The sequence below is a fragment of the Brachybacterium vulturis genome, assembly GCF_043641765.1.
Classification (GTDB): Bacteria; Actinomycetota; Actinomycetes; order Actinomycetales; family Dermabacteraceae; genus Brachybacterium; species Brachybacterium vulturis_A.
This window is the reverse complement of sequence record NZ_JBHZRO010000002.1, coordinates 173,865-186,889: the sequence shown is the minus strand read 5'-3', so window position 1 is coordinate 186,889 and position 13,025 is coordinate 173,865. Positions and strand designations below refer to the sequence as shown.

Genomic DNA, 13,025 nt, shown 5'->3' with positions numbered 1-13,025 from the left:
AGAAGGGGCGGAACGGGTCAGGAAGGGTCGATCAGGGACGGGTCGCCGAGGCTGAGCATCAGTCGGTTCGCCCAGGCGAAGAAGGCGGCGGCGCTCAGCAGATCGGCGATCTCGGGGTCGGGGATGCCCAGTGCACGCAGGGGCGCGATCGGCGGGGCCGACGGGCGGGGACGCGAGAGCTCGGCGGCAGCGGTGATGATCGCGGACCAGCGAGCGTCCTGCCCGGCGGCCAGCGGCGCGAGATCGGCAGCGATCCAGTCGGTGTCGCGCTCGAGGACGGCCGCCAGCAGCGCATCCACCTGACCCTCGCGCTCGGCGAGGGCGGCGGCCTTGCGGGCATGGACGGAGGCGCAGTAGATGCAGTCGTTGACCTTGCTGGTCACGGCGGCGGCGAGTTCCCGCTCGGCCTTGGGCAGACCGTCTCGCGGCAGGAAGATCGCATTGTCGAGCTCGCTGCGAGCCCTGGTGATGCCGGGAGTGAGCGAGAGCATCCGGAAGTAGACGCTGCGGGTGCTCGCCTTGGAGGCGAAGGAGTCCCGCTGCTCGGGGGTGAGCGCGTCCTCGGCGGGCACCTCGATCCAGGGCTCCCACTGCAGCTGCTCACGAGTGAAGACCGACGGGCGGGTCCCTCCGCTGGGGGTGGTGCCGCCGTGCTGGGCGGCACGGCCGCGGGTGCGCGGAGCACGGACAGGGGCATCGGCCGGCGGAGTATCGAGGCCGTGGAGTGCGGCGAGGCCCGTGACCAGTCGTTGGAGGTAGCTCTCGAAGGCGACGAGCTGACTGACGAGCACCGCGGTGCGGGGGTCGTGGCCGGCTGCGGCCAGACGCTCCTGATCGGCGGGCGTGACCAGCGCCGGAGAGAGCGACAGCAGGTCCACGTGATCGCGCAGGGCTGCCAGAGCCGGGTCCCCGGTCAGCGGGTCGGCGGCGGTCAGCGCCTCGGCGGCGCCCTGGGCCCGATGCCAGGCGGCGAGCGGTCCGCTGCCCTGCCAGTCGGCGGTGACCGCGGCCAGCGCATGCAGGACGGGCATCGACAGCACCTGCGGCTCCCGGTAGAGCGCGTCGTAGGCCGCGCGAGTGTGGGCCAGCACCTCGGGGCGGAGCACCTCGAGGGCGGCGCGACCCTCGCGAGACTCGGTGAGGAGTGCATCCAGGAGCAACCGGGAGTCAGGGGGAGCAAGCAGAGACGTCATACGTAGACCTTAGGGTCTACCAAAGGAAAAATTGGCTTTGTGACGGTGTGTGGACGCTCACTCGAGCCGTCCCGCCGTGCGGCCCGGGTGTCGACGCGTCGGCCGCGACAACCTGGTGCGTCCGCGCACGACCAGAGGCCCGTGGTCCACCACGACGGCGATCCATATCGCCATCACGGCGGTCCACGGGCCTCTGCAGCCGGTGACACCGCGGGCACGCCTCGGCGGCCGAGCCGCCTCAGCGGCCTGCTCTCACCCCGGGGGCGCGCCCGGAATCATCAGAACCAGGTCTTGCGCCCCCCGACGGCGCGGCCGAGGAAGCCCAGCACCGTCAGGACGATGCCGATCACGACGAGCAGCCCGCCGAGGGCGTAGAGGAAGGACAGGTCGGTCAGTGCGCCGACGATCAGCAGAATGACACCGAGAATGATCATGGAGAACCTCGCTAAGCAGAGCTCGCGCCACAGGGGGCCCTGGGCACCTAGATGGTCGGCGCTGCACTGAGACGGGAACTGGGGCCCGCGATACCCGTGACGCAGCGCCGACCGGGAAGAGTCTCGACGATACCTGAGCATCTGCTCAGAACGATGCACGCCACGGTGCGCCCCGTTATCCCAGAGTCCTCTCCGATGTGCGCCGCGACCAGGGATTCCGGGGAGTGGATGGGAGGTTTCCGGCGCTGGGCTACCGGGCGGTCCTGCCAGCGCCGGCCCGCCGGCCCCGGCGAACTCCCGCCCGGGCACGTCGTCGGTGCTAGCGTGCCCGAGTGACCGACTCGGATTCCCGCTCCCCCGCATCGTCCGCCTCCCACGCCCGGGAGGCTCGGGGCGGTGGCAGGATCGGCTTCGATCGCGAGCAGTACATCGAGCTCCAGTCCCGCCATATCCAGCACCGTCGTGAGGAGATCGGCGGGAAGCTGTACCTGGAGATGGGCGGGAAGCTCTTCGACGACCACCATGCCTCCCGCGTGCTGCCCGGCTTCACCCCGGACAACAAGATCGCAATGCTGCACCGGCTCAAGGACGAGCTGGAGATCCTGGTCTGCCTGAACGCCAAGGATCTGCAGCGGCAGAAGGTCCGCGCTGATCTGGGCATCCCCTACGAGGACGACGTGCTGCGGCTGATCGACGTGTTCCGCGAGCACGACTTCCTGGTGGAGAACGTGGTGGTCACACAGTTGGAGCCCACCAACCATGTCGCGCACGCCTTCATCGAGCGGCTGCAGCGGCTGGGACTGACCGTGGCGCGGCACACCGTGATCCCCGGATACCCCCAGGACACCGACCGGATCGTCTCCGAACAGGGCTTCGGCGCGAACGAGTACACCAACACCACGCGCGACCTGATCGTGGTGACCGCGCCGGGCCCGGGCTCGGGCAAGCTCGCCACCTGCCTCTCGCAGATCTACCACGACCATCAGCGCGGGATCTCCTCCGGGTACGCGAAGTTCGAGACCTTTCCGATCTGGAACCTGCCGCTCGAGCATCCGGTGAACCTCGCCTACGAGTCCGCGACCGCGGATCTGGACGACCTCAACCTCATCGATCCGTTCCATCTGGCGGCGTACGGGCAGCAGGTCACGAGCTACAACCGCGACGTGGAGGTGTTCCCGCTGCTGCGCACGCTGCTGGAGCGCCTCACCGAGACCTCGCCCTACGCCTCCCCCACCGACATGGGCGTGAACCTGGCCGGGGACTGCATCGTCGACGACGAGGTGTGCCGGGAGGCCTCCCGGCAGGAGATCATCCGCCGCTACTACAAGGCGCTGATGCACGAGCGGATCAATGACGAGGACGACCTCGTCTCGCAGCGGATCGGGATGGTGATGTCCAAGGCGGGCTGTGCACCGCACGACCGCGCCGTGGTCCAGCCCGCCCTCGCGATCGAGGCCCGCACCGGGGAGCCGGGGGCGGCGATGCAGCTGGCCGACGGCACAGTGATCTCCGGGAAGACCTCGGCGCTGCTGGGCTGTTCGGCGGCGATGCTGCTGAACGCCCTGAAGCATCTTGCCGGTCTCGAGGATTCCGTGCAGCTGCTCTCCCCCTCCTCGATCGAGCCGATCCAGACCCTGAAGACCGAGCACCTGGGCTCCCGCAACCCGCGCCTGCACACCGATGAGGTGCTGATCGCCCTGTCGGTCTCCGCCTCGAACGACGAGAATGCCCGGCAGGCCGTGGAGCAGCTGCGCAACCTCGCCGGCTGCGATGTGCACACCACCACGATCCTCGGCACCGTCGACGAGGACATCTTCCGCAACTTGGGGATCTCCGTGACCTCCGAGCCGCGGTTCCTGCACAAAGCGCTCTACCACAAGCGCTGAGAGACTCGGAGATCCGTCATGCGCCGCCCGCTCATCACTCTCGCCGCTCCGCTGCTGCTGCTCGGCCTTGCCGCCTGCGGCCCGGAGGAGACCCCCGAGGAGGAGACCGTGACGTCGACAAGCGACGCGGAGACCCCCGCGACATCGCCACCGGTGGAGGTCTCGGACGGCGGCGGAGACTTCGGCGATGATGACGACGAGGTGGTCCAGCCGACGGAGACCACGGAGTACGTGGAGCAGGGCGGGGGCACCGACGGCGAGTAGCAGTCGCTGCGGCCCCGGCCGACTCTCACCCCATCGCGTGCAGGGTCAGCGCGGCGAGGAAGCCGAGGGTCGCCAGCAGTCCGGTGTACAGGGAGTCCTTCGCGAACGCCTCGGGGATCATGGTGTCGGTGATCATGGCGAGGATCGCGCCCGCGGCCAGGGCGTTGACCGCCGCGAGGGTGGCGGGGGCCGCGCCGTCGAGCAGCACGAAGCCGGCGAGCGAGGCGAGCCCGCAGGCCAGGGCGATCGCACCCCAGATCCCGAACACGTACCGGCGGCTGCGCCCGGCGTTCTTCCACCCGGCACTGCTGGAGAGCCCTTCGGGGACGTTCGAGATGAACACGGCGGCGAACATCGGCACGCTCAGCCCGGGTCCCGCGAGCACGCTGAGCCCCAGCACCAAGGATTCGGGGACCCCGTCCAGCAGGGCGCCGATGGCGATCGCTCCCCCGCTGCCGCTCCGCTCCTCCTCGGAGGTCTGCTGCGCACCGGAGCGTTTGCGGTGCCGGGCTCCGCGGCGGGCCAGCAGGATGTTCAGCCCCACGTAGATGACGGCCCCGGCAAGGAAGCCGCCGCCGGTGGCCAGCAGGCCACCCTGGTCCATCGCCTCAGAGACCAGCTCGAAGGTCAGCGCGGAGATCAGCACCCCGGCTCCGAAGGCCATGATGCCGGCGACGACTGCGGCGGGGACCTTCACGGACCAGGCGATCGCGCTGCCCAGCAGCAGGGCACCGCCGGCGATCAGCCCGGCCAGCAGGGCGAGCAGCCAAGGTTCCATCTCGTCTCCTCCGGGTGACGTGGTGAGGTGGTGAGGACGTCAGCTCCCGGTGCCGTGGGGGTTGAGGGCAGCCCGGGCAGCACCTCCTCCAGCGCGCAGAGCTGTCCTCACAGCCGTTCTTCCAGGGCGCCCGGAGTCCCCCGGACGCAGTCGGTGGGCCGCGTCGGATCGCCGCAGCCGATGGCTGCGGCGGCGCGGAGGAACCCTTCGGCATCCGGCATGCTGCGCCGGACGTCCTCGCTCCTCACCAGTACATCGATCATGCCACCTCCCCGGCCGGCGGCGTGAGGATGATCGTCGCGGGGTGTGTCGTGAAGCTGGCGATCAGTCCCAGCGGTCCCTGAGAGACCCGTCCCTCACCTGCGGGTGAGGACCTCGCCGATCACCGTCGCGGCCCCCTCCACCTCGGCGGCGCTGGTCCTCGGACCGAGCGTGAAGCGCAGGGCGGTCTGTGCGACCTCGGGCGGGATCCCCAGCGCCAGGAGCACGTGGGAGGGCTCGTCGCTGCCGGCGGCGCAGGCCGAGCCGCTGGAGGCGATCACGCCCTGCTCGGCGAGGTCGAGCACGATCGACTCCCCGCTGCGGCCGGGGCGGCGCGCGCCGAGCACGGCGGCAGCACGGGCCCGGGCCTCCTCCAGCCCCGCGGCCGCGGCCTCCCCCACCGGGTGGTGGCTCGAGGGGTTGCCGAAGGTACCGGTGAGATAGGGCCAGGCGGCGTCGAGCGCCTCCCGGCGGACGGGGGCGGTGGCGGCGGTGTCGAGGTAGATCATCGGTGGCGCTCAGGCGGAGACGGTCATGTCGAGGCCGAGGTCCAGGGGGCGGGCGCTGTGGGTGAGGGCCCCGGAGGAGATGACATCCACCCCGGTGCGGGCGATCTCGGCGACCGTCTCGAGGGTGACGGTGCCGCTCGCCTCGACGATCGCGCGCCCGGCGATGATCTCCACACCCCGGGCGAGGTCCGCCGGCGCGAAGTTGTCGAGCATGATCACGTCGACGCCGCCGGCGAGCACGGGCTCGATCTGCTCGATGCGGTCCACCTCCACCTCGAGCGTGGTGGTGTGGCCGAGGCGGGCACGAGCCTGTCGGATCGCCGCGGTGAGGTCCACACCCTGCTGCCGGAGCACGGCGAGGTGGTTGTCCTTGGCCATCACCGCGTCGGAGAGGGAGAAGCGGTGGTTGACCCCACCGCCGCAGCGCACGGCATGGCGCTCCAGGGCGCGCAGGCCCGGGGTGGTCTTGCGGGTGTCGGTGACGGAGGCGCCGGTCCCCTCGACCGCGTCGACGAAACGGCGCGTGAGCGTCGCGATGCCGCTCATCCGCTGCAGGAGGTTCAGGGCCACCCGCTCCGCCTGGACCACGGGCCGGGCCGGGCCGGTCACAGTGGCCAGCACCTCCCCGGCAGCGAAGCGGTCGCCGTCTGCCCTGTGCGCGCGGACCTGCACGGCGGGGTCGGTGAGGCGGAAGGCGGCGGCGAACACCTCGACCCCCGAGAGCACGCCCGGTTCACGCGCGGTGAGCTCGGCGGTGGCCACAGCCTCCGCGGGCAGGAACACCTCACCGGTGAGGTCTCCCCAGGGGGCGTCCTCGGCGAGCGCGGCGGAGACCACGGCCCCGATCCGGGCGGCCGGGAGCGTTGGGGGCAGGGGCGGCGGTGGTCAGCATGCGTGGTCCTCCTGGACGGGGATGGTGGGGGTGTCGAGTCGGTGATGGGCACCGAGGGAGTCGGGGCGTGCTCTGGCCCGGGCCACGAGCAGGCGGGCGAGGTCGAGGAGGGTGCGGTCCTCGAGCGCCGCGCCGGTGGAGAGCTCGGCAGGATCAGCTGTCTGCCAGGAGGCGAGGACGTCGGCGGCCTCGTCCAGCTCGGCGCCGGTGCGCAGCAGCCCGGGCGGCGAGGCCGTGCCGTCCAGGGCGGTGCGGATCCCACCCATCCAGTAGTGGGCGGCGGGGGTGACGGGCACCGGTGCGCGGGTCGAGGGCGGGCAGGAAGCGTCGTCCCCGCTCGTCGCGCAGCCCCGCGCCCTCGCCGCGCACCGCCTCCGAGACCAGCAAGCCGCCCGGACCGGCGAGTGCGGTGGCGGGCCCCGTCGGCCCCGAGCAGCTCGGCACCGACGACCCGTCCGACCTCGCGCAGCAGGTCCACCAGGTTCGTGTGCTCGCGCGCGACGAGGCTCCCGGACCCGGTGACCGCGCACGCGGCACGCGCCACTGCCCGCACCAGCGCCGCCTGGATCACGCGCCCGGTCGCATCGCCGCCGGCGTGGAGGATGCGCGCACGGCCGTGGGCACCCTCCAGCCCCAGGGCGTACGGGGACCCGCTCCCGTCAGCAGTCGATACCGCACCCCACCTCGGAGCGACTCGATACCCTGGCACCACCAGCGATGATGCGAAGTGCGAGGAGCCGCCATGCCGATCACCCATCCGGACTCCCCCGACTTCGCCTCCGCGGCCGAGCAGACGGTCTGGGAGCACCTGTGCGTGCAGCTGCCGGACGACGCCGTGCTGATCGCCGGCCAGCGCATCACCCGGGACGGCGCGGAGGTCGAGGCGGATCTGCTGGTGCTGTGGCCGGGGATCGGGATGGCGGTGATCGAGGTCAAGGGCGGAAGGGTGTCCCTGCGCGGGGGCCGCTGGTACCAGGCCGACCGCTCCGGCGAGCGCGAGCTGAAGAAGTCCCCGATCGCTCAGGCGCAGACGGCGAAGCACCACCTGATCAGCTACCTCAACAACGCCTCCTCGACACCCGTCGGGCGCGCCGTGCACCTGGTGGTCCTGCCCTATACCGAGCTCCCGGAGGCGTGGGACCCGCCGGAAGCCCCTCGGGCGATCACGCTGGACTCGACCGACCTGCCGCATCTGACCGACCGGATCGTGCACGCCCTGAACGGGCAGACGCATCTCGGGTACGCACCACTGAATGCGGTGCAGTGCGCCTATGCGGTCAAGCTCCTGCGGCGCACCCACCGTGCGATCGAGAACCACCAGCTGCTGGCCCGGGAGATCGCGGACGAGGGCAACGCTCTGACCCGTGAGCAGGAGCGGGCGATGGCGCTGCTGCGCTTCCAGGACCGGGCGCAGATCATCGGTGGGGCCGGTTCCGGCAAGACGCATCTGGCGATGATCAAGGCCCGGACCCTGACCCGTCGGGGTGCTCGGACCGCGCTGCTGTGCTACTCCCGTGGCCTCGCCCGCCATTTCCAGCTGCTGACCTCGACCTGGCCCGTCGAGGAGCGGCCCGCCTATGTGGGACTGTTCCACGACCTGCCGGTGCTGTGGGGCGCCGGGACCGAGGCGGATTTCGACGGCACCGCCGTGACCTACTACGAGCAGCACCTGCCGCGCCGCCTCGCCGAGCTCGCCGCCGTCCGGGACCCGAGCGAGCTGTTCGACGCGATCGTGGTGGACGAAGCACAGGACTTCGCGGACATCTGGTGGGACGCTCTGCAGCCCTGCCTGCGCGATCCCCAGCAGGGAGTGCTGTTCGTGTTCACCGACGAGCATCAGACGGTGTTCGACCGCGAGGGCCGCGCCCCGATCACCCTGAACCCGTTCCCGCTGGACGACAACCTGCGCAACACTCGCACCATCGCCCGCACCTTCGCACCGCTCACGCCCCTGGCGCAGAACGCCCGCATGGACAGGGGCGCGCCGGTGCAGTACGTCGCCAGCACCGCGCAGGACGCGGTCTCCACCGCCGACGACGTGGTCGAGAAGCTCATGGACGAGGGCTGGGAGCCGGGGCAGATCGCCCTGCTCACCACCCGCAGCCGCCATCCGGTGCAGAAGGAGCAGATCGAGCTCTACGGCTATGACGGCTACTGGGACGAGTTCTTCGCGGGGACCGACGTGTTCTACGGGCACGTGCTGAACTTCAAGGGGCTCGAGCGGCTCGTCGTGGTGCTCGCCGTCAACGGCTTCGGCTCCGCCGAGCGCGCCCCGCAGCTGCTCTACGTGGGCCTGTCCCGCGCACGAGCGCTGCTGGTGGTGGTCGGCGACGGCGCCGAGATCTGGGACGCCGGCGGCGGTGTGGTGTGGGAGCGCATCAGCGGAGGGTGACCGCCTCCGCCAGGGGTGACAACAGGTGGACACCCGCGGACGCCGCCGGCGCGTCCTCGTAGGCTCCCCCCGTCGGACTCGACGCGCTGAGCCGTCCCTGCGCGTGTCGGTCGAGGTGCGTGCAGCGCCCCTCGAACCGCCCAGGAAGAGCCCCCGCCATGTCCTTCGAGCATCTCTATCCCGAGGTCCACGCTCTCGTCACCGAGCTCTGGGAGCATCCCGAGCTCGGGTATTGCGAGCACCGCACCGCACGCGTCGTCGAGCAGTTCCTGCTCCGGCACGGCGACGGGCTCGCCGTCGAACACTTCTCCACCACCGGGCTGAAGGTCTCCCTGCCCTCGGCCGCCCCCGAGGACCGTGACCGTCGACGCATCGCCGTCGTCGCCGAGCTCGACGCGGTGATCTCCCCCGCCCACCCCGAGTCCGACCCCGCCACCGGCGCTGTCCATGCCTGTGGCCATCACACCCAGGTCGGGATCGCGCTGGCCGTGTTCGCACAGCTGGTGGGCACGGGCACCTGGAAGCAGGCGGACGTGGACCTGAGCTTCGTCTTCGTCCCCGCCGAGGAGTTCGTGGATCTCACCCACCGGGCGCAGCTGCGCCAGGACGGCACCATCACCTGGTTCGGCGGCAAGCCCGAGGCGATGATGCTCGGCGTGTTCGACGACATCGACGCCGCCGTCTGCCTCCACGCCATCGGCGGTCTGCAGCGCGAGCCGACCATCGAGATCGATTGCGACCTGGCCGGATTCCTCTACAAGACGGTCGAGTTCGAGGGCACCGCCTCTCACGCCGGACTGGACCCTTTCAGCGGCGCCAATGCCTTCGCCATGGCGACCCTGTTCACCACCGCGCTCGGCCTGGGCCGCCAGCAGCTGCGCGAGGACGTGCTGGTGCGGATGAACCCCGTCATCCCCGCGACCGAGATGACGACCAACGTGGTGCCGCACCGGGTCACCGTCGGCACCGACGTCCGTTCCACGGACCTCGACTACCTCGGTGAGGTCGCCGCCCGCGTGGACCGCGCCGCCCACGGCTGCGCCGCCGCCCTGGGCGGCACCGCCCACATCACCACCGAGATGGGCTACCTCCCCTTCGTGCAGGATCGCACGCTGAACGGGGCGTTCCGTGCGGCCTTCGCAGCGGATCCGCAGATCCGCCATCTCATCGACGACCGCGGCGCGATCGCGGCGGCCGGCGACGCCGGTGACCTGTCGTTCATGATGCCGACGGTCCAGCTCTCCTACGGCGGCTTCGACGGCACCATCCACGGCAGGGACTTCCGGATGGTCGATCCCGAGCACGTGCTGATCGCCGTCCCACGACTGCTGGTCCGGGCGCTGCTGACCATGGGTGCCCATCTGCCCGCACCTCTCCCCCGCCGCAGTTATGCGGACTACGTCTCTACGCTCGCTGCGATCGCTCCCGTGCCGGGCGGCGCGCTCGCTGCGCAGGCCGCCTCCGACCCCGCCCAGGAGCACTGATGAGCACCGCCTCCCCCACCCCGACGACCGCTGCCCCGGCCCGCCGCGGAGTCGTCCTGGACATGGTGCTGCTGCTGGCCCTGGTGCTGCTGACGATCACCATCGCCGAGGGCATCGGCATCCGTTCCCTGCAGGTCACCTCCTCGATCACGATCACCGTGCTGCCGCTGGTGTTCGCTGTGATCCTCACGATGGTGCTGGGCATCCCGGTGTGGCGGAAGGGGATCCTGCGCCGTGTCTACTCCGGGCGCAACGTCGCCTTCTCCGGCGCGTTCCTGATCATCATCATGTTGCCGTTGATGGCGCGGTACGGGGCGGACGTCGCTCCGCGGCTGGGCGAGATCATCTCCATCGGCTGGGTGTTCCTGCTGCAGGAGCTCGGCAACCTCGGCACCGTGGTGCTGGGTCTGCCGATCGCGCTGCTGCTCGGCCTGCGCCGGCACGCGATCGGTTCGACGCTGGGCCTGGGCCGGGAGGGGGAGCTCGCCTATATCACCGAGAAGTACACCCTGAACTCCGATCCCGGCCGCGGAGTGCTCTCGATCTATCTCATCGGCACGTTGTTCGGCGCGCTGTTCTTCTCCTTCCTCGCCCCGATCCTGCTGGGGACGGGGCTGGACGTCCGCGCTCTGGCGATCGCCTCGGGGATGGGGTCGGCGTCCATGATGACCGGAGCCTCCTCGACGCTCGCCGCCCAGCTGCCGGAGATGCAGGACACGATCATCTCGTACGCGGCCGCCAGTCAGCTGCTGACCAGCTTCATCGGCACCTACACGATGGTCTTCCTGGCCGTCCCGCTGCAGCGGGCCATGTACAACCTGCTGATGCGCGGCAAGGATCGGATGTCGGCGCCGAGCGCAGCCGCGACGGTCCGCACGGGCGGCTCCGGGGCGAGTGGCGAGGCCGGCCCGAGCGTCGGCGAGCTGTTCGCCGTGCGCCGCTACGGGATGTTCATGGGCGTGCTCCTGCTCTCGGTCGTCCTGGTGCTGCTGACCCAGCAGATGAAGCTGTGGGTCAACCCCGAGTCCACGCCGATCACCACGCTGACCCTCGGCGGGCTGGCCACCCTGTGGCTGTTCTCCCTGCTGGGCCTGGTGCTCGGGGACCTGATGACCCTCAGCCGCCTGCCGGTGGTACGGGATTTCCCGGTGCTGGGCTGGGTCTCCTTGGTCTCGCTGGCCGGCTGCCTGGCCTGGAGCGGTTTCGTCGATGCGATCGGTGCGGTCGATTTCCTGTCGCTGACCACCCCGATCCTCGCCTTCGCCGGGATCAGCGTCGCGGATCGTCTGGTGGACCTGTCCAAGACCTCGTGGAAAGTCGCGATCACCGCCATCTTCGTGTTCATCGGCACCTACGTCGGCTCTGCCCTGCTGGCGCAGTTCGGCCTGTCCGTCACGGGGGTGTGACCCCGCGGACGCCGCCGGCGTGCGCCGCCCCGTTCACAGCGACACGATCAGCAGCGTCCCCGCGTACACCAGCCCGGAGGCGATCAGCACGATGGTGGTGTAGCCGAGGATGTCGCGCATCTTCAGCCCGGCGATGGCCAGCAGCGGGAGCGCCCAGAACGGCTGGATCATGTTCGTCCACTGGTCGCCGTAGGAGACGGCCATGATGGTGATGGCCGGATCCACGCCGAGATCGGCGCCGGCGCCCAGCATGATCGGGCCCTGCACCGCGAACTGCCCGCCGCCGGAGGGGACGAAGAAGTTCACCAGCCCCGATGCCAGGAACGCGAACAGGCCGAAGGTGGTGGTGTTCGAGATCGAGACGAAGACATCGGAGAACACCTGCACCAGCCCGGAGCTGACCATCATGCCCAGGATCCCCGCGTACAGCGGGAACTGCAGCAGGATCTCGCCCACGTTGGAGGCGGCGTTCTTGGTCAGGTGGATCAGCTCGAAGGGGTTCTTCACCAGCAGCAGGATCAGGGCGAGGAAGGACCAGTTCACGGTGTCCAGCGTCAGGGTGCCGCCCTGGACGAAGTGCAGCACCAGATACGCCACCAGGGCGAGTCCGATCAGCCCGGTCACGATCCGACTGGCGTCGAGCCGGTCGGCCGGGGTGACGATCTCCTCCTGACCGTCCGTCACCTGCTCGCGGGCATCGATGGTGAGTTCGGTGACCCGGTCACCGCGTCGGGGGGCCACCAGGTAGAGCGCGAGCGCGACCACGAGGATCGTCACTGCGGCGGCGATCATGTTCCAGGCGGAGAAGACGGTCTCGGTGATCGGGATCGGCTGCCCGCCCAGGGACTCCATGAGGAATGAGTCCTCGGTGGCGGCGGTCAGCGGGCCGGAGGCCGAATAGCCCATGTGCCAGACCACGAATCCGCCGAAGCCTGCGGCCACCAGCATCGGGAAGTGCAGCGTCAGCCCGCGCTCGCGGCCCCGGTAGGCGACCTCGCGCGCCAGCAGGCCTCCCACCACCAGGCCGAGGCCCCAGGTGATGAGGGAGGCGATGGCGGCGACCACGAAGACGAAGACGTAGGCGGTCAGTTCGGTCTTCGGGAGCGAGGCGAGGAAGCCCAGGATCCTGCGCACCGGAGCGGTGTTGGCCAGCATGTGCCCCAGCAGCAGGATCAGGGCCATCTGGGTCATGAAGGCCAGCAGACCGGACAGTCCATCACCCCAGAACACGACCAGGTCTGCCGGGCCGGTGTCGGTGAGGATCAGCCCGAGGGCCGCGACGATGAGGGTCAGGACGATCGAGAACACGAGGGCGGAGGGGATGAACCGCTCCACCACGTGGTTCAGCGGGCGCATGGCGCGCGAGATCGCCGTGCCCTGCTTCCGGATGGGGTCGGTCTCGGGCGCGCTGGACATGCAGTGGACTCCTCGGGGGTGGGGCCGGTCTCCACGACGTCGTGCGAGGACCCGGCCCGGGACTGATGTGACTGCCGCCACCATAGGACGGATCCTGTCGTGACGTGGCG

12 protein-coding genes and 1 pseudogene are annotated in these 13,025 nt (G+C 70.4%); 5 read left to right on the top strand and 8 right to left on the bottom strand.

Translation table 11 applies throughout. The features are described 5' to 3' along the window. Positions 1-17 precede the first annotated feature (17 nt). Both ACHUEU_RS02335 and ACHUEU_RS02330 read right to left on the bottom strand, forming a co-directional pair. On the bottom strand, positions 18-1,193 hold the full coding sequence (locus ACHUEU_RS02335; RefSeq protein ID WP_394214270.1) for a peroxidase-related enzyme: 1,176 nt from the start codon (positions 1,191-1,193) through the stop codon (positions 18-20). A gap of 278 nt (positions 1,194-1,471) precedes the next feature. Next, on the bottom strand, positions 1,472-1,627 hold the full coding sequence (locus ACHUEU_RS02330; RefSeq protein WP_089063947.1) for a hypothetical protein: 156 nt from the start codon (positions 1,625-1,627) through the stop codon (positions 1,472-1,474). 332 nt (positions 1,628-1,959) lie between these two features. Between ACHUEU_RS02330 and ACHUEU_RS02325 the strand changes: the two genes are divergently transcribed. Together ACHUEU_RS02325 and ACHUEU_RS02320 are read left to right on the top strand one after the other, a co-directional pair. After that, positions 1,960-3,513 (top strand): DUF1846 domain-containing protein, encoded by a 1,554-nt coding sequence (locus tag ACHUEU_RS02325; protein WP_394214269.1) that lies wholly within the window; start codon positions 1,960-1,962, stop codon positions 3,511-3,513. Between the two features lie 18 nt (positions 3,514-3,531). Beyond that, positions 3,532-3,777: a hypothetical protein gene (locus ACHUEU_RS02320; protein ID WP_394214268.1), complete on the top strand. Its 246-nt coding sequence runs from the start codon at positions 3,532-3,534 to the stop codon at positions 3,775-3,777. A 25-nt stretch (positions 3,778-3,802) separates the two neighbouring features. Here the strand turns inward: ACHUEU_RS02320 and ACHUEU_RS02315 are convergent, their stop codons facing one another. From ACHUEU_RS02315 to ACHUEU_RS02295, 5 genes and pseudogenes are all read right to left on the bottom strand, one after another. Further along, on the bottom strand, positions 3,803-4,555 hold the full coding sequence (locus tag ACHUEU_RS02315; protein ID WP_394214267.1) for a ZIP family metal transporter: 753 nt from the start codon (positions 4,553-4,555) through the stop codon (positions 3,803-3,805). Positions 4,556-4,662: 107 nt separating this feature from the next. Continuing rightward, positions 4,663-4,818, bottom strand: coding sequence for a hypothetical protein (locus ACHUEU_RS02310; RefSeq protein ID WP_394214266.1), 156 nt, complete (start codon positions 4,816-4,818; stop codon positions 4,663-4,665). A 330-nt stretch (positions 4,819-5,148) separates the two neighbouring features. Continuing rightward, positions 5,149-5,325: pseudogene (locus ACHUEU_RS16485) on the bottom strand (aminotransferase class V-fold PLP-dependent enzyme); the annotation flags it as partial. A gap of 9 nt (positions 5,326-5,334) precedes the next feature. Further along, complete coding sequence (gene nadC / locus ACHUEU_RS02300) at positions 5,335-6,162, bottom strand: carboxylating nicotinate-nucleotide diphosphorylase (protein WP_394214264.1); 828 nt, start codon at positions 6,160-6,162, stop codon at positions 5,335-5,337. 48 nt (positions 6,163-6,210) lie between these two features. Beyond that, positions 6,211-6,513 carry a hypothetical protein gene (locus ACHUEU_RS02295; RefSeq protein ID WP_394214263.1) on the bottom strand — a complete coding sequence of 101 codons (303 nt, stop codon included), beginning with the start codon at positions 6,511-6,513 and terminating at the stop codon, positions 6,211-6,213. A gap of 446 nt (positions 6,514-6,959) precedes the next feature. On the opposite strand from ACHUEU_RS02295, the gene ACHUEU_RS02290 reads away from it, so the two are divergent. The 3 genes from ACHUEU_RS02290 to ACHUEU_RS02280 all read left to right on the top strand — a co-directional run bounded on the left by ACHUEU_RS02290 (position 6,960) and on the right by ACHUEU_RS02280 (position 11,499). Continuing rightward, entirely contained in the window at positions 6,960-8,609 is a 1,650-nt protein-coding gene (locus tag ACHUEU_RS02290; protein ID WP_394214262.1) for a nuclease-related domain-containing DEAD/DEAH box helicase, read from the top strand. Positions 8,610-8,767: 158 nt separating this feature from the next. Beyond that, complete coding sequence (locus ACHUEU_RS02285; RefSeq protein ID WP_394214261.1) at positions 8,768-10,093, top strand: M20/M25/M40 family metallo-hydrolase; 1,326 nt, start codon at positions 8,768-8,770, stop codon at positions 10,091-10,093. Continuing rightward, on the top strand, positions 10,093-11,499 hold the full coding sequence (locus tag ACHUEU_RS02280; protein WP_394214260.1) for a DUF3100 domain-containing protein: 1,407 nt from the start codon (positions 10,093-10,095) through the stop codon (positions 11,497-11,499). The genes ACHUEU_RS02285 and ACHUEU_RS02280 overlap by 1 nt, the downstream gene beginning before the upstream one ends. 33 nt (positions 11,500-11,532) lie before the next feature. Here ACHUEU_RS02280 and ACHUEU_RS02275 read toward each other — a convergent pair whose 3' ends face one another. Beyond that, positions 11,533-12,915, bottom strand: a complete 1,383-nt coding sequence (locus ACHUEU_RS02275) for a short-chain fatty acid transporter (RefSeq protein ID WP_394214259.1) — start codon at positions 12,913-12,915, stop codon at positions 11,533-11,535. Between the last annotated feature and the right edge of the window lie 110 nt (positions 12,916-13,025).